At 51.1% G+C, this 18,260-nt stretch carries 8 protein-coding genes; 5 read left to right on the forward strand and 3 right to left on the reverse strand.

Going from position 1 to position 18,260, the window contains the following annotated elements:
- Positions 1 to 62: 62 nt before the first annotated feature.
- The 4 genes from ACO6V1_RS01280 (at position 63) to ACO6V1_RS01295 (ending at position 12,164) form a co-directional block, all read left to right on the forward strand.
- Complete coding sequence (locus tag ACO6V1_RS01280) at positions 63 to 7,412, forward strand: hypothetical protein (protein WP_422465485.1); 7,350 nt, start codon at positions 63 to 65, stop codon at positions 7,410 to 7,412.
- A gap of 393 nt (positions 7,413 to 7,805) precedes the next feature.
- On the forward strand, positions 7,806 to 9,293 hold the full coding sequence (locus tag ACO6V1_RS01285; protein WP_422450080.1) for a peptide MFS transporter: 1,488 nt from the start codon (positions 7,806 to 7,808) through the stop codon (positions 9,291 to 9,293).
- A gap of 366 nt (positions 9,294 to 9,659) precedes the next feature.
- Positions 9,660 to 10,028: an RING finger domain-containing protein gene (locus ACO6V1_RS01290; RefSeq protein WP_422465487.1), complete on the forward strand. Its 369-nt coding sequence runs from the start codon at positions 9,660 to 9,662 to the stop codon at positions 10,026 to 10,028.
- A gap of 6 nt (positions 10,029 to 10,034) precedes the next feature.
- A complete protein-coding gene (locus ACO6V1_RS01295) occupies positions 10,035 to 12,164 on the forward strand; it encodes an ankyrin repeat domain-containing protein (RefSeq protein WP_422465540.1) in 2,130 nt (709 codons plus the stop codon).
- Between the two features lie 77 nt (positions 12,165 to 12,241).
- Here ACO6V1_RS01295 and dnaJ read toward each other — a convergent pair whose 3' ends face one another.
- From dnaJ to grpE, 3 genes are all read right to left on the reverse strand, one after another.
- Positions 12,242 to 13,384, reverse strand: coding sequence for a molecular chaperone DnaJ (gene dnaJ / locus ACO6V1_RS01300; protein ID WP_422465489.1), 1,143 nt, complete (start codon positions 13,382 to 13,384; stop codon positions 12,242 to 12,244).
- Positions 13,385 to 13,549: 165 nt separating this feature from the next.
- Complete coding sequence (gene dnaK / locus ACO6V1_RS01305; RefSeq protein ID WP_422450083.1) at positions 13,550 to 15,481, reverse strand: molecular chaperone DnaK; 1,932 nt, start codon at positions 15,479 to 15,481, stop codon at positions 13,550 to 13,552.
- Positions 15,482 to 15,686: 205 nt separating this feature from the next.
- Positions 15,687 to 16,301, reverse strand: a complete 615-nt coding sequence (grpE, locus tag ACO6V1_RS01310; protein WP_422450084.1) for a nucleotide exchange factor GrpE — start codon at positions 16,299 to 16,301, stop codon at positions 15,687 to 15,689.
- 233 nt (positions 16,302 to 16,534) lie between these two features.
- Here grpE and recN point away from each other — a divergent pair, with 233 nt between their 5' ends.
- Positions 16,535 to 18,244: a DNA repair protein RecN gene (recN, locus tag ACO6V1_RS01315; protein ID WP_422465491.1), complete on the forward strand. Its 1,710-nt coding sequence runs from the start codon at positions 16,535 to 16,537 to the stop codon at positions 18,242 to 18,244.
- Positions 18,245 to 18,260 lie beyond the last annotated feature (16 nt).

The following is an 18,260-nucleotide window of genomic DNA, read 5'->3' on the forward strand; positions in this document are numbered from 1 at the left end:
TTTGGTCAGTATGAATTGTGTGGATCATTTGGCCAACTTCTGACTGGGGAAGACTTGCGGATATGAATGTTTTCGAAAGAATTTCCGGTTTATTCCTTGGTGGAATCTTTCCCTCCAGTCCTCCGGCTGTTGGCAATTCATCATCAAGTGACGAGTTATTTGATGAATACACGCCAATTCTTCAGATGTCACCGGAAGATGATACTTCTTCCAGTGGCCCGGGCCGTGAAAGACGGCCAATTCATAGCTTTGCTATTGCCGCAACGGAAAATAAGAGAGCGGATACCGCCAACCCGGTGAAGTTTGACTGTGTCATCATGCCGCCTGATGATGACGTAGATGCACTGTTGGACAGGCTGTCTACCTTTGAGTATCAACGTGCACAAAAGGGCGAGGCCGGTGCTGAGATTCACCTGATACAAAGTTTTGAAGATTTGTCCAGGGACAACCTGCGCCAGCGTATTCATCTGGAAGGTGGTGGCAAATGCCAGCGTTCCCCCGGCAAGCTATTTGACAACAGTCGCCCGATCCGGCTGGTGGTTGATTTACAGAAGATGCACCCCAGCGATACCGTGGCACTCAATGACCTGCTTGACCCGGAAAGCCCTGCGTTAAATAAAATCCGATTAGGCAGTCATGTTGAGATACTGGTCCTGGTGCAAAAAAAGCAGCTGCATACCGGTAATACCTTTTCATTGGGTGCCGATACCTGTCGGCGCATAAACCGGGTAGACAATACCTGGGATTATCAGAAAAAGCTGGCATCCCTCACCAGCGTTCCTGAAGCACACCGTCCTATTCTTGATATCCCTCCCTGCGCCCCGGATGACAATAACCCGGCCCATGAACATGAACAGTTCTCCATTAATTTGTGTCACGGCAGTGTTCCCTGGCGGCAAACACTGCTCGGGAGCTACGGTGTTAAGGCCGATCATGGCTTCGGCTGGGAGGCGGGAGCCATTGAGAGAGAGGCACCTAAAAAACTGTGGATAACCGATGCCCCCGAAGGGGATCCGGCATTTACCCAGGCGCTGCGGAATATAAAAATCACCCGGGAAATCGAAGCACAGGGAGAAAAACTGTCACTGCCGGAAGAGATGTTCTTCCGGGTCAGACAATCCGGGGGGGAAGACAGGTCCCGGCTCCTTGGCAGTATCAGGCTGCTAGTCAATATCCCTGACGGTCCGCTCATCACCATCAATTCCGCTAATGTTAAAAGCTGGCTGAGCACAGTGGGGATTAACTACAAAGGAGAGAGTTGCGAACACCATCCTCTGAAAGAAGCCATTCAGGCAGGAGGGGCAATAGTGGTGACCTCTTCATTGCAGGAGACGCAGTGGACACAATTACTTCATCGGCTCACAACGCTGATGGAAGCAAAAGAAACGAAAGTCCCGCTGACATTGCTCGAAACCAGACAACCAGAGTCTTTTTTTCCTGCCAGGCCTGACAGTTCGCCACAATTGGCGGGTGACGCATTTGAGCCAATGATCCGGATCCAGCGCAGTGAGGATCACGAAGCACTGGTGAATGATCTGTTCAACAGACACCCGGAGGCTGAGATTGTCCGTGTCAATCCTGAAACGACCCTGACACAGCTGGTTAATAACCCACACATAGCCTCTGAAGCCAGATACCAATACGGATTCCGCTGGTCCGGCTTGATGAAGGCTTTGCAGTCAAATAAACCGGTTATCTTGTGTGGCCTGGAGCAAAACCCCAGGTTGCAACTTGAGCTGGAAACCCTGCTGTTGAAACCGGGCCACTTCTTTGTCAATGGCAGTAAAGAGCAGATACCGGCGAATTCCAGAATTTATCTGGTATGGCCTGAAGGTGTCAGGACGGAATCGCTGGTATGGCACAGTGCAATTGCCCGGGAAGTGGCCGTGACTCCGCCGGTTCCTGAACACTCCCAAGCCTGGCACAAGCTGAAAGAGGGGCTGGAAAAACTGCACAGTGCTTTAAGGACGCTGCCGGAAAGGTTTGCCACTATAAATTGGCCAGCGTTGTCGGATGCCCTGGTGCAATCGGTACTCAATGAAGCCAATGCCATCGTCACGGAGGAAGGCGGCCCCGAAGCGCTTCCTGTCCACTACCGCAAAGCCGTTGCAACACTGGTGACACATGTCGCCAGAAAAGAAAAACAAGTCAGAGCGTTCGCAAAGTCAATTACCCGACAAATATGGCCCGACCCGAATGGCTATTGGGTGGATATTGATAAACTGACCGCGGTTCTTGGGGATGGTCACCTGATCAACAGTGCCTATATTACCAGCAACGGATGGGAGCTGGTTGAACTGTTCGGCGAGGGATTTTTCTCACACCCTGAGCCAATGGCGCTTGATTATAACCAGCCTGGCCACAGGAAAACACTGATCGCGCTGCTATGTCGCCACGCCCCCAGAGTTTACCAGCGGACGCTGAAAAAAAGACTTGGGTGTGATGATGAACTCTTGAATACACTGCCTGAGGCGACCTGCCGCTCATCCGTCATTACCCGGATTCTGAACAATGCCCTGTACGCCGGCTGGGATTTTCGGAAGCAACAGAGTATTCCGGTTCAGACACGACTGGACAACCTCTCCACCCGGATTCTGAGAATCCAGCAAAATGCCTCCGCAAACCAGCAGCGGAATTTGATCCACAGCTTGCTGGAACGGCAATTTATTTATATCAGTGATGATGATCCGTCGGTGCTGGAGCAAATACTCTCAAAACGCATATCCCAGTACAGCAGGGGGCTCAGGAGACTGGCCCGACTCAAACGACGAATCCGTGGTAATAAATTGATCACCCTTGAGGGCACCACCGGTACGGGCAAAAGCTATCTCGCCCATCAGGCGGCAAAATTGTCAGGCCCTACGTTTACCCTGACCATTGGCCCCAGCGCAGAAGAGAGCCATCTCCTCAAACGGTGGGTCTGGCAACCTCAGGGTGATGACCGTGAGATGACAGAGCAGGCGGGAATTATCCTGAAATGGGCCAGAACAGAGCCCGAACCCGGTGCGATGGTGACCCTGGTGGTGGATGAAGCGAATCTTGCCGCTAATCTTCTGGATAACGTGCTGGCCGGTATCTGGTCGGCAAATCCCCATATATTCTGTGGTTCCGAAAGAGTGGACATTTCACCTCAACACCGGGTTGTGTTCACCTGTAATCCCGGTGCCTACTCCGGCCGCAGTGAGCAAACGGTCCTGCAGGATCGGGGTATAAGGGTTCACTATCCCGCTTTAAGCCCTGAGTTCCTGAAAGAACAGGTGGTCTTGCCGACACTGAACAGGCTATTTTATGGGGCCTCTTTAAAAGGGCTGGATGACACTGCGGCCCGGCAGACTGCCGACACGGTGATGGAGCTGCAAAAGCAACTGAAACTGCTGCTGCCGGACCGGGTCTTCAGCCCCCGGGATCTCACCGACGTCTGTGGCTGGATGGCCTGTCAGCTCCATTACAGCGGCAGGCGTGTTACGCAAACCCAGCTTGATGATATGGTCTGGAACGGGTTTGACAGTGTCATCGCTCACTCACTGAATAATCAGACTCAGGCGTCTTACCAGATTTTAAAACTGTGGTTTGAGCACCGCTATGAGGCCCACAAACTGCCAGCCACCGTGACAGGATACGACCTGCGTCTTGATCAGCTTTACGACACATTCTGTTGCTACGTAAACCAGGCAAAACCTGAATTTGATACATCATCACAGTCCGTTAAATCATTAATGCAGACGCTGGCCCAGGATCTTGATCGCCTCCGCCTTGAGCATGAAAGTGGTGTTCGCCATTCAGGGCGCAGGGCAACACTGGTTGAAGGCCCGGCCGGCAGAGGCAAGGACGCAACATTGAAGTTGCTGCTGGATATGTGGGATGCCAGTGATGAGACGGGCAGGCCCACCAATGTCCGTTACTTCAATGCCGGAGACTGTGACTGGGCTGAACTGAAGCAAGCCATCAGGGAAGCCCAGCAGGAAGGGACGGTTCTGGTGGTTTCAGAGTTGAACATGATCAGCAGTGCCGACCTTGAAGGGGAACTCAATGATGTACTGACCGAGCCTTGCACGCCCGGCTTCCACCTTTTTGCCACCACCAACCCACCGGAATACAGCGGGCGCAGCGCATTTTCACCGGCACTTAATGATCGTTTCCGGATTATCAGAATCGATGATTACAATGAGCAGGAGCTGCGCAGGATTGCCCGGCAATTATTACCCCCGGAAAACCCGGATCAAACCGCTGAGCATATTGCCGCCCTGCATTGTTACGTTTACCAACGGTTAAAAAAATCCGGGCAGGCGCTGTTCCCGGTTTGCCGTGATCTGCAAAAGCTCGCGGCAGCAGTCACGGCACAATCGGATTTAACGGCCTTATTCTGTCAGCATTACTTCCTCTATATGGCAGCCGGAAAAATCGCCAAAGAGGAGGTTGCTGGTTTCCTTCGGGATTCAATGCCAGAGCAACCAACAGGGGTAGATGGTCATCGTTACGATCACGGGTTATGCCGCTGGCTTTTTCAAACCATTCCCGACCTGGACAGACCATTATTTATCCAACGCTCAACATCCGGTGGTTTTGGTGTCACGCAGACACGGGAACTCGTTATTGATGAGAAGCTGTCGGATAGCGATGCCAGGGCAGAAATTATCAAGCGGACTGCCCAGTGGTTATGGCGGCACGAGACCGATATGCCAGATGATCTGGGAGTCGGTGGTGATAAGCAAAGTAAGGCGCTCTATGTTATGCAGCAGCGACAGTGGTTTCGTGCACGCATAAAAGACAGCGACGTTCTACCTTCGGAGGTATTTAAGCTCAGCGGCTTTAAGGCTGGTCCTGCCGAGTTGCAGGTTTCAGCCGGGCACATGGATGCCTTGATGTACCTGAATGGGTTCCGACATATTTTTTCAGAAAGAGAGATCTGGGAGCGCTTATTGCGCGGTGACCTGCAAGTGGACATCGACAGGCCAGTTTCAGTCTGGGAGGCTTATCTGAAGCCTGCCTGTCTGCCGGTTGCGGTGGTTTGCTGTCTTCCCGCTCTTGCCATTGCACGGTGTTTGCCTTACTTGCGTCGAACAACTGGCAAGAAACTTGACGGTAATGTGACGTCTCCTGTTAGAGAGCAGCCCCGGCAACGTGTGGGTTGGAGAGATGGTGGGAATGGTTACCAATCCATAGAAACCAGAACGGTCATTGGGTGTTGTGGGTCTCAATCCGAGCCTGTAAGGAGGGAAAGAACATTCTACGGTGAGGACATCATGAAATATCGGTTAGATGTCATTCGTTATCAAGTGACCGGTGAAGGCGATATTTACACGAAGGATTGGACACCCGGAAAGAGCGATTTAATCAGGGTCTTTCCTGAGGCAATGGCTCCAAATACTACGGTTCAACTGTATCCGTGGGAATCTTATGGGTGTCATACGATCAAGGTTGGACCTGGCCATAAATTGTTTCCTCTGCCCGGCAGGCAACCCAGGGAGGAGATAACTGAACTTCGAACGGAGCCGGTGCGGGCTCACCAGGTATTCCTGGATAACTATACTGGCCAGCACTGGATTCGGTTTTCAGGTTTGATCATCAACTGCAGTATTCATGTCCACTATAAACTGAGCAAAAAATGCGGTGACGCTGGTCTGCTTGAAAAAGCCAATGTCAGAAAAGTGCATGATACTCAACCAGTAGAGACTCAGAAAAAAAACAAATACTGTTGCCTCCCGGCAGAACTGTTCAAATCCCATGATCGTAATCAGCGTGATGACCTGATCTCTCCACAAGGCAACCATTGTCCGGAACCGGTCAGGCATCGCGTTGATGTCCTGTTCAATACGGTGCGGGCAGCTGCACACGCCCCCATAACAATGCTGACCGATAAGCAGCAGTTGGTACTGGATATTATCAACGCAACGGATGATCAGGGGCGCATTGCCGCAGCAGCGGAATATTGTCGTCAGTTTGACAATCAAAGTTACCTTAAGATCAAAGATGATTTGGCACAGATTCTGCTCTCAGAGGCTGTTGGCGCTTGCAGGCACCGTGCACCTGTTTTCAAGTTTATTATGCAATATTTTGGTATCACCTGCCGTATTGTTAAAAGTGAGATCCATGTCTGGGCAGAAGTCTGGAATGGCCATGATTGGGAAACCTATGATTTGGGCGGTGCTTATTCGGAAGAGGATATTCATGGCCACAATCCTTACTTTCCAAAAATTGATGTTCATGATTTCGCAGAGCGGGAGACTGACCAGTACTCCCTTACTGCTTTAGCCCCCGGGGTAGTAGGGCATTTCAAAAAAGCCAATCTGGAAGGCTTTAGTCAGGGATGTGAACGCTTGTCAACCTGCAAACAATATGACAGCTCCTTCGTTGAAGAACAAAGGCAGGTGGAAGAGTCATTATTGGCTGGTTTGAATCAAATGGCTGAGTCGGGTTCAGATGACTGCAGGCAGGTTGTGGAACATATTGAATATGCTCAACATCAACTTGATGCACCGTCTCGCTACCATCCTCCGAAGAAAATGTGGGGTTTCCTTGAATCGGTACTGACTAAGCACTTGAAGCACTGCATTGAAAAAAAAGTGACTAATATCGGATGGTGTTCTGTTTTGGCTGCTTTTATTGTCCAAAAAAAGTGGTTTAAACCCAGAGTAGACTATTCATTTAATCTCTTTCTAAATCTCAAACAGTGGCGCTGGATCGAAGCAAATGTCCCATCGTTGGGAATGCTTGCCAACCAGAATATTGAAAACTGGTATGATCTCTGGAAGAACAATGAACTCCCTTTCTCTTTCTCTAGGCGTTATACCCAAGAGCTCAATGAGATGGTGACGGAGATAGATGAAGACACCCTGCCCACCGGGTGCTCGGAAACCTTTGAAACGTTGTTGGGCGCTTCTGCCAAAATTGAGCAGTGGACTGATCAGCCAGAAGATGGAATACCCGATATCAGTCGTCTTCTCCATGGGATCCCTGCCTACAGAAAAGTGACCTCAAGCCAGTCCCAGGTGGGTAAGCCTCTCTTCCTGATGACCAATGGCTTTATCGATACCCGCAACCAGCCGGAAGAGACTCAAACCCGTTTTGCCCACTATCTTTACAAGCGTGCCCAATCTTTGAAGGCACCCATGAGCATTGGTCTGGCCGGAAGAGAGAATCTCAGTTTCAGACCGTTCCATGTGGTAAAACCAACAAGCACGGTTCACGTTAAAAATCTGCTACTCAACTATGATAAGGTCTTTGCTACAGATAAGTACTACGTTGCTGAGCATGTCTCTGAGTATGTTGCCAAACAGAAAGACAATGTAGAAATGTTGGAAAACACCAGAATCAAAAAAATGATGGATAGCGAGGATCTGGTGGTTATCAGGTCAGAAGATGTCCAAAAGATTTATGATGAATATATTGAAAGCCTGGGGGTTCAAAGCTGAAGTGGGTGGGTGCTGTTCAGCTTCTGCGGTAGACTTTAAGCATCTATCCATTTAAGTGACTACTGTTCTGTGTTTGAACCACCAACCCATGGACTCTTTGTTCAACGCTTGTCAGCCATAGGCCAGCTTTAGTCTTGCGTCCCTTCAATCGCTTGTATTTACCTTTACTTAGTGTAATCGATCTCGTTTTTTGGTTTATAAGTGTGGTTTTTCATACTTTTAGTGGGTTTTTCTTGTACTTCTTTTGCTTTTGATTAGTAAAAACTCTAATACTACGAAAGTGCATAGAAAATTATTTTGTGTGTTGGTAATTCAGTTCAACGTTGTTGGAGTGATGGGGAATGGGAAGGTCGCTCCCCTCGTCTGAATGCACTCATTATAAAGAGAGTTTCTATGTGGAATAAACTGAACAAGTCGATGATGTTCTGCCAAATGATGTTTGGCTTATCTTTTTATGGCGTAATGGTCATTTTGACCCGTTTCTTCCTTGAAGAGCTGCAATACAGTGAAGCAGACACCATGATGATTGTTGGTGCCTTCTCTTCTATAGGCCCTCTGTTCGCCATTGCCGGTGGCTTCATTGCTGACAAATTTCTGGGGGCCAAACGCTCACTGACGCTGGCTTACATGGCATTCGCAGCAGGTTACGCGCTGCTGGCATTTGGTGCTTCCATCACCAATGCTCCAATGGCTCTGCTGGGGATTGCTCTGGCCAGTTATGCCCGGGGCCTGATGTCTCCTTCTTACCCAAGCCTTTATAAGCGTACTTTCAAATCTCAGGAAGACTTTGAAAACTGCTACCCGATTAACTACTCGGTTAACAATATAGGTGCCCTGCTGGGTCAATATCTGTACCCAATGCTGGTGCTGGTTATTGGCTTTAAAGGTGGTTTTGCTCTTTCTTCTATCATGGCGGCTCTGGCGGTTACCATGCTGGTTATTTTCCACAAGCCACTGGTCGAGATTGGTGAAGATATCGACAAGCAGCCATTGAGCTCTATGAACATTGCTATCTTCCTGGCGCTGTCTGTTATCATGCTCGGTATGGTGTTCTTCATGTTCTCCGACATGGATACCGGCAAGTACGTTGTATACGCCATTGGTGGTACCGCACTGTTGTATTTCATCTCCCTGATGTTCAAAGCCAGTCGGTCGGATGCTCTGAAAATGGGTACCATCCTGATCATGGCATTTCTGGCGACTGCATTCTTTGTGTACTACGGCCAGATGATGACTTCCATGACCATGGTGACTATCAATACCATGCGTGGTGAACTGCTTGGCTTTATCCCTCTGGCTCCAGAGGCATCCATGGCGATGAACCCTCTGTGGTGTATTGTTGCAGGTCCGGCCATTGCCGCGAGTTTCACGGCTCTTGAGAAGCGTGGTATTAACCTGTCTACTGCCAGCAAAGTATCCATCTCTTTCGTACTGGTGACTATTGCGTTTGGTATTCTGACCATGGCAGTTAAAGGCATTGATACCGATGTTATTATCAGCCCGGATGTATTCCTGGTGATCCACGGTTTCCTGGCCTTTGGTGAAGTGATTGTAGGTTCTCTGGTGGTTGCCTTTATTCTTTCGGTAACACCCAAGAAGATTGAGGGTTTCTCCGTGTCCCTGTTCTACATTGCCATGGCTCTGTCTGGCATCATCGGTGCGGTGATCTCCGGCAGTATTGCCATGGAAAAAGGACAGGAAATCACCCAGCAGTTTGTTCAGGGTGTTTACGGTGACTACTTTGCCATGCTGACAGCAGCCGCGGTGGCGATGGTGATTATTGCCCAGGTGTTTTCTTTTGTTATTCGCAAGATGCTGGACAGTGCAAATCGGCCTGAAGAAGATCTGACTTCTGCGTCCCAGACACCGCTCAGGCAATAACTGGTTATCCACTGAACTCATCATGGAGCAGCACAAACTTCCATTTTTGATGCCATCGAACCGCATTTCGAGACGTATCAGCTTGTTTGTGCTCATCTCATGATCTCACACCTGACGCAGTCAAGCTGCGTCTTTTCTGTAACGCTCACCACAGCGGTTCTGTCTTTAACTTCCCAAGGCAGTGGGTCGCTATAGTTCTTAAGGAATCTTCCTGACCATCAAACCCTGCCACTTGTACTGTTGAAGATAAAACCTGAGCCAACTATCAGCGGCAAGAAACACCTTTTATTCTTCCTTTCTTATGAGTGGAATAAGCAATAGTGTGGAATTTATAGAACTTTTTGCGTCAAGGAAGGTCTAAATGGAATGAGTATCTTATCAGGCATACGTTATAACCTTATTCAACGCATTTCTCCTGTACCCTTACACGCCGACGTTGTGAAGCAGTGTTCTGTTTGCCTGGACGATATAACCGGCTCCCGGAGAGTTTCTGTCAATATTTGCAATCATTATTATCATACATCGTGTATTAAGAAATGGCTGAAGACAAGTAAAAATCCAACTTGCCCATTGTGTCGTCGTGATATTTGTATTATCACCGATACGGGGTTACCTCTCCACTATGCAGCTGCTCACGGCCAGCAGAAAGCCATTGGTGCTCTGATTGACAGAGGTGCGAACGTCAACTCTCGAACCAAAGACGGGAGGACGCCCCTCCACTGTGCAGCCGCTTAAGGCCAGCTGGAAGCCATTGGGGCTCTGATTGCCAGAGGTGCTGACGTCAACTCTCGAACCAAAGACGGAAGGACGCCCCTCCACTGTGCAGCCGAGACAGGCCGGCAGGAAGCCATTGATACCCTTATTGCCGCAGGTGCGGACGTCAACGCTCGAACCAAAGACGGGAGGACGCCCCTCCACTGTGCAGCCGAGACAGGTCGGCAGGAAGCCATTGATACCCTGATTGCCGCAGGTGCGGACGTCAACTCTCGAACCACAGACGGGAGGACGCCCCTCCACTGTGCAGCCGAGAACGGCCAGCGGAAAGCCATTGATGCCCTTATTGCCAGAGGTGCGAACGTCAACGCTCGAACCGAGGAAGGAGATACGGCCCTAAAAAGGGCCAGCGACAATAAAAAGTTAAGTCTCTCAATGATCAAGAGTTTTGCTAATGCTGGATTTGATGTTAATGCACCGTGTAATTATTTAGGTTCAACAATGCTTGTGTGTGCCGCTGAGGCTTGTGATTGGGGGTTCGTCGACGAATTGATGGCCAAAGGTGCTGATATTAACGCCCCCAGGAATATAAAGACTAAATATACGCCCCTCCACTTTGCAGCCGAGCAAGGCCAGCAGGAAGCCATTGATGCTCTGATTACCAGAGGTGCGAACGTCAACGCTCGAACCGAGAAAGGAGATACGGCCCTAAAAAAGGCCAGTGAAAATAAAAAGTTAAGTATCTCAATGATCAAAAGTTTTGCTAATGCTGGATTTGATGTTAATGCACCATGTAATCATTTTGGTTCAACAATGCTTGCGTGTGCCGCTGAGGCTTGTGATTGGGAGTTCGTCGACAAATTGAAGGCCAAAGGTGCTGATATTAATGCCCCCAGAAATATAAAGACTAAATATACGCCCCTCCACTTTGCAGCCGAGCAAGGCCAGCAGGAAGCCATTAATGCTCTGATTACCAGAGGTGCGGACGTCAACGCTCAAACCACTGACGGGAGGACGCCCCTCCACTTTGCAGCCGCTCAAGGCCAGCAGCAAGCAATTGATGCTCTGATTGCCAACGGTGCCAACGTCAACGCTCGAACCGAGAAAGGAGATACGGCCCTAAAAAGGGCCAGCGACAATGAAAAGATAGATATCCCAATGATCAAGAGTTTTGCTAATGCTGGATTTGATGTTAATGCACCATGTAGTAATTCAGGTTCAACAATGCTTGCGTGTGCCGCTGCAGCTTGTGATTGGGTGTTCGTTGACAAATTGTTGGACAAAGGTGCTGACATTAATGCCCCCAAGAATATAAATACTCAATATACGCCCCTCCACTTTGCAGCCGAGAAAGGCCAGCCGGATGCCATTTATGAACTGATTGCCAGAAAAGCGGACGTCGATGCTCGAACCAAAAATGGGTTTACGCCCCTCCACTATGCAGCCGCTCAAGGCCAGCCAGAAGCCATTGATGCCCTTATTGCCGCAGGTGCGGACGTCAACGCTCGAACCAAAAACGGGTTTACGCCCCTCCACTATGCAGCCGCTCGAGGTCAGCAGGAAGCCATTGATGCTCTGATTGCCGCAGGTGCGGACGTCAGCGCTCGAACCAAAGACGGGGTTACACCCCTAAAAAGGGCCAGCGACAATAAAAAGATAAATGTCCCAATGATCAAGAGTTTTGTTAATGCTGGATTTGATGTTAATGCACCATGTAATAATTTAGGTTCAACAGTGCTTGCGTGTGCCGCTGCGGCCTGTGATTGGGAGCTCGTCGACAAATTGGTGGCCAAAGGTACTGATATTAATGCCGGGGATATAAGTAAATATACGCCCCTCCACTATGCAGCCGAGAAAGGCCAGCAGAAAGCCATTTATGCTCTGATTGCCAAAGGTGCGTACGTCGACGCTCGAACCAAAAACGGGGCTACGCCCCTCCACTATGCAGCCGGGAAAGGCCAGCTGGAGGCCATTTGTGCTCTGATTGCCGAAGGAGCAGACGTCAGAGCTCGAACCAAAGACGGGTTTACGCCCCTCAAATATGCAACCCAGCAACGTCAGCAGGCAGCCGTTGATGCCCTGATTGCCTACGCTGCAAAGCTCAAGAAGAGAACCACCGGTGCTCATGTCCGAAAAAAAACAGTAAGACAATGCTAAAAATCACTGCAAAAACAGCAGTAACGCAACCATTTAATGGAAGCCCCTGATAACAGAGGCCTTTTGAGGGTGGGGGATCAGGAAGTCATATCGTCAAAGAACTTCTTGACGCCATCAAAGAAGGACTGCTTTTTAGGCGACTGGTGACCGGCACCTTCTTTTTTGAAGGTGTCATCCAGCTCCTTGAGCAACTCTTTCTGACGCTCCGTCAGTTTCACCGGAGTCTCAACCACAACCCGGCACATCAGATCTCCGGCACTGCCACCACGGACCGGGACAACACCCTTGCCACGCAGACGGAACAGTTTACCCGTCTGGGTTTCCGCTGGAATCTTCAGCTTCACCCGGCCTTCCAGGGTGGGGACTTCCAGTTCACCGCCCAGTGCTGCATCCACAAATGTGATGGGTACTTCGCAGTAGAGGTGTTTGCCGTCACGCTGGAAGATCGGATGATCAGCAACACTGACCTGAACGTACAGGTCTCCGGCTGGTCCACCATTCACACCCGCTTCGCCTTCACCGGCCAGACGGATACGGTCGCCGGTATCAACACCGGGAGGAATCTTGACGGAGAGGGTCTTGTATTCCTGAACGCGGCCTTCACCGTGACAGACGTTACAGGGGTCCTTAATCATCTTGCCTGTGCCGCGACAGTCAGGGCAGGTTTGCTGCACAGAGAAAAAGCCCTGCTGCATACGCACCTGACCAATACCGCCACAGGTTGTACAGCTGACAGGCTGAGTGCCTTTTTTTGCGCCGGAGCCATCACACCCGGTACAGCTCACCAGTGTCGGAATACGGATTTTCTTGCTAACGCCGCGAACGGCTTCTTCAAGGCTGAGTTCCAGTTGATAGCGGAGATCGGCACCACGCTGGACGGAACTGCGGCTGCGACCACCGCCAGCACCGAAAATGTCACCAAAGACATCGCCGAAAATATCGCCGAAATTACCACCGGCAAAACCGCCAGCACCGCCCATGCCACCCATGTTCGGGTCAACACCGGCGTGGCCGTACTGATCGTAGGCCGCTTTTTTCTCGCTGTCGGAAAGAATTTCAAAGGCTTCGTTGATTTCCTTGAAGCTCTCTTCCGCTGCTTTATCACCCGGGTTACGGTCGGGGTGATATTTCATGGCCATACGACGATAGGCCTTTTTTATGTCCTTGTCTGAAGCGCTCCTTTCTACACCCAGCACTTCGTAGTAGTCGCGTTTTGACATCAGAAAAACCCTGAGCTACCTGCATTCACCAGTCGAGCATGAAAACACAGAGCTAACTGGATTCATGGTCAAGTCTGACAAAGCCATCATTTTGATATATACGACAACGCGGGAATGAATCCCGCGTTGTGACCTTATCATCAGTCATTGATGATCGAGTTGGTCTTACTTCTTGTCATCTTTTACTTCTTCAAACTCAGCGTCAACGGCGTCGTCAGCTGCATCCGCCTTTTGGTCGGCACCGGCATCAGCCTGGGCTTCGCCCTGCTGCTGAGCTTCAGCATACATCTTCTGGGCCAGACCGGCAGAGGCTTCAGACAGTGCCTTGGTCTTGGCTTCGATCTCTTCCTTATCGTCACCTTTGACCGCGGCTTCAACGTCTTCGATCGCCTTGGTGATGGCCGCCTTCTCTTCTTCAGTGGCCTTGTCACCGGCTTCTTCCAGCGTCTTGCGGGTTGCGTGCGCCAGACTGTCAGCCTGGTTACGGGCCGCCGCCAGCTCTTCGAACTTCTTGTCGTCTGCTGCGTTGGCTTCAGCATCCTTGACCATTTGATCGATCTCTTCGTCCGACAGACCGGAAGATGCCTTGATCACAATAGACTGTTCTTTGCCAGTTGCCTTGTCTTTTGCCGAAACATTCAAAATACCGTTGGCATCCAGGTCGAAGCTGACTTCGATCTGTGGCATGCCGCGAGGTGCTGGCGGAATGTCTGCCAGGTCGAAACGGCCAAGGGACTTGTTGTGAGTCGCCTGCTTGCGCTCACCTTGCAACACGTGAATGGTGACTGCGCCCTGGTTGTCGTCGGCCGTAGAGAACACCTGGGACTTTTTGGTCGGGATGGTGGTGTTCTTTTCGATCAGTGGCGTCATTACGCCGCCCATGGTTTCGATACCCAGGGTCAGCGGAGTAACGTCCAGCAGCAGAACGTCTTTGACGTCACCGGCCAGAACCGCAGCCTGGATGGAAGCACCCATGGCCACCGCTTCGTCAGGGTTAACGTCCTTGCGAGGCTCTTTACCAAAGAACTCGGCCACTTTCTGCTGAACCAGTGGCATACGGGTCTGACCACCCACCAGGATAACTTCGTCGATGTCAGACAGGTCCAGGTCAGAGTCCTTGACCGCGATGCGGCATGGCTCCAGAGAACGGGCAACCAGGTCTTCTACCAGGGATTCCAGCTTGGCACGGCTGACTTTAACGTTCAGGTGCTTGGGACCGGTGGCATCGGCAGTGATGTAAGGCAGGTTGACGTCTGTCTGCTGAGTAGAAGACAGTTCAATCTTGGCTTTCTCAGCGGCTTCTTTCAGACGCTGCATGGCCAGTGGGTCGCCTTTCAGGTCGATGCCCTGGTCTTTTTTGAATTCGTCGGCAAGGTATTCGATCAGGCGCAGGTCGAAGTCTTCACCACCCAGGAAGGTGTCACCGTTGGTGGCCAGTACTTCAAACTGGTGCTCGCCATCTACGTCAGCGATCTCGATGATGGATACGTCGAAAGTACCGCCACCCAGGTCATAAACGGCGATGGTCTGGTCGCCTTTTTTCTTGTCCATGCCGTAAGCCAGCGCCGCAGCGGTTGGCTCGTTGATGATCCGCTTGACCTCCAGACCCGCGATACGGCCTGCGTCTTTGGTAGCCTGACGCTGGGAATCGTTGAAGTAGGCAGGAACGGTAATAACCGCTTCAGTTACTGACTCGCCCAGATAGTCTTCAGCGGTTTTCTTCATCTTCTTCAGGATTTCGGCAGAGATCTGAGGCGGTGCTTTCTTGTCACTTTTAACCTCAACCCATGCATCGCCGTTGTCCGCTTCGATGATTTTGTACGGAACCATCTTGATGTCTTTTTGAACGACGTCGTCTTTAAAGCGACGGCCGATCAGACGCTTGATGGCGAACAGGGTGTTGTCGGGGTTGGTAACCGCCTGGCGCTTGGCTGGCTGGCCTACCAGAATCTCACCGTCGTCGGTGTAGGCGATGATGGAAGGGGTGGTACGTGCGCCTTCAGCGTTTTCGATGACTTTGGATTTATCGCCGTCCAGGATCGCCACACAGGAGTTGGTGGTACCCAGGTCAATACCAATGATTCTGCCTTTACTCATTTTGAGTCTCTCCATTGCCCGTAATCAGGGCGGAAAACTTTGAAATCTTTGTTCGCTGCCCAATGCTTTCAACCGATGTTGAGTCTGGTGAAACAGCGTTTAGGTGGTGATTACCACGATCTTGGTTTGCTATATGGGAGCGGTCTTTGCTTTTTCAAGGGGCTCTTGCAAGATTCTCGATCAGCCTCCCGGAGCCCCTCTTTGGTTAAGCCGCTTTGGAAACCACCACCATGGCCGGACGGATAACACGACCGTGCAGTGTGTAGCCTTTTTGGAAGACATTCATCACGGTGTTGGGTTCCATATCCGGGTTGGGCACCATGGAAATGGCCTGATGGAAGTTCGGGTCGAACGGCTGGCCTTCAGGGTTAACCTGCTCAACACTGAATTTTGCCAGGGCATCCAGCAGCTGCTTGTGGGTCAGGCGCATGCCTTCGAGCATGGTCTCGTGCTGACCTTCACCCTGTTCTGCGCTTTCAATACCTTTTTCCAGGCTCTCAACCACAGGGATCAGTTCGTTGACGAACTTCTCCAGGGCAAATTTGTGGGCTTTTTCAACGTCCTGCTCTGCGCGGCGCTTGGTGTTCATGGCTTCGGCATGAGCGCGCAGCGCCTGGTCTTTAGCCTGGGCTAGCTGCTCTTCGAGTTCTTCGATTCGTCTGGCGCTATCGTCGTTGGCCTGCTCTTCGGCTTGATCTTCTGAATCAGCCGCCTCTTCCAGAATCGGGTCAACGGCTGCCTCAGCGTCAGCAGAAATTTCAGTTTCGTTGGCTTCAGGTTGCTCGGCCTGATCTTCTGCTTTGGTGTTTTCTACAGTCATTCCAACGTTTCTCCGGATGTCAATCCAGCCTGAAATGCTGGCTGGAACGTGTCTTCGTGTTATGGGCCGTATTGCTTCCGTAGGGCCCCGGCAAAAGTAAATATTAAGTGATAGCCTAATATGGGGTTCATGGCAGCTTATTCAAGGGGAAATTTGCTTTACCAATTCGGGTTTTAAGTTTACTGTATAAATAAACAGTAACCCGATATGCAATTGGGATCGTGAGAGCTGCCATGCTGAACCAAATTTCCATCAGCAACTATGCCATCGTTGACCACCTTAACCTGGACATCAATCCCGGGATGACCGCCATCACCGGGGAAACCGGTGCCGGTAAATCCATTATGCTGGATGCCCTCGGGCTGGCCCTGGGAGGCCGGGCGGGCAGCGACTGTGTGCGTGATGGCGCTGATCGGGCCGATATCCGCGCCTGCTTTGACCTTCAGCGCATACCTGCCGCAATAGAGTGGTTGCAGGAGCGAGATTATGACGGTGAGCATGCTGGCGGTTCCGAATCCTCGGCGAACGAATGTATTTTGCGCCGGGTGGTTACCCGTGAAGGTCGCTCCCGGGGCTATATCAATGGTATCCCGGTCACACTTGCCGAGTTGAAGGGGCTGGGGGAGCTGTTAATCGATATTCACAGCCAGCATGCCCACCAATCATTGTTGAAAAAGAGCAATCACGCTGAGCTGCTGGATGAGTTTTCCGGCTCGCTGGCGCTGTCCCGGGAAGTAGCGGATATGGCCGCAGATTACCGCCAGACCTCTGCGCAATTGCATGCTTTATTGTCCGATCAGCAGGACCGGGAAGAGCGGGTTCAATTGCTGAGTTATCAGTTGCATGAGTTGGAGCAGTTAAACCTTCAGCCCGGGGAGGTTGAGCAGTTGGAGCAGGAGCATCGCCACCAATCCCAGGCCGGTGCAACCTTATCGGCCTGCCATCAGATCACCCGGGTTTGTACCAGTGATGATGGTGATAATTTGCTGCAGCAGCTCTCTTTTTGCCTGCACCGCCTCAGTGAACTGCAGCTTGAGCATGCCGCCATCAATAACTCTCTGGAGATGCTGTCATCCGCGCAGATTCAGGTGGAGGAAGCGGTTGGCGAGCTGAATCATTTTATTGATCACTTTGATGCCGATCCGCAAAGGGCCCGGGAAATCGAAGACCGGCTCAGTGCTATTTTTGATCTGGCCCGCAAACACCGTATCCAGCCGGAAGCGTTGCTGGAAAAACAACAGCAGATCAGCGAAGAGCTGGAAAAAGTTCAGTGTCATGATGAACAGGTCGCCGACCTTGAACTGTCCCTGGAACAGCAGCAGAAAAAACACAATCAGTTAGCCGAAAAACTGTCTGCCAGACGTAGGGCCGCTGCGCGCAAACTGGAACAACAGGTGTCTGAACGCATTGCCTTGCTGGGTATGCCCAAAGGTAAGTTCTGTGTCGAGCTGACAGACATTCCTGATCGCACGGTTGCCTCTCAGGGCTTTGAATTCATCGAGTTTCTGGTGACCACCAACCCGGGGCAACCTCCGCGCGCCCTGGCCAAAGTGGCTTCCGGTGGAGAGCTTTCCCGTATCAGTCTGGCCATTCAGGTGATTATTGCACAAACCACATCAACGCCAACGCTGGTGTTTGATGAGGTGGATGTCGGTATTGGCGGCGGCACAGCAGAAATTGTGGGCAGTATGTTGAGAGAAGTGGGTAAAAAAGGGCAGGTGCTGTGTGTTACCCATCAGCCCCAGGTGGCATCCCAGGCCCATCAGCATCTGCACGTTAGTAAAAAAGTCAGTCGTAAGGCGTCCAGCACCCGTATTCTCGAGCTGGATGGTGAACATCGCGTACACGAAATTGCCCGAATGCTGGGAGGTGTTGAGCTGACCGCACCAACATTGAGTCATGCCCAGGAGATGCTGTTTCAGGCTCAGGTGCAAGCCGTATAAATGCTTCCGGTAAAGT

Source organism: Endozoicomonas sp. ALC013 (genome assembly GCF_049310205.1).
Lineage (GTDB): Bacteria > Pseudomonadota > Gammaproteobacteria > Pseudomonadales > Endozoicomonadaceae > Endozoicomonas.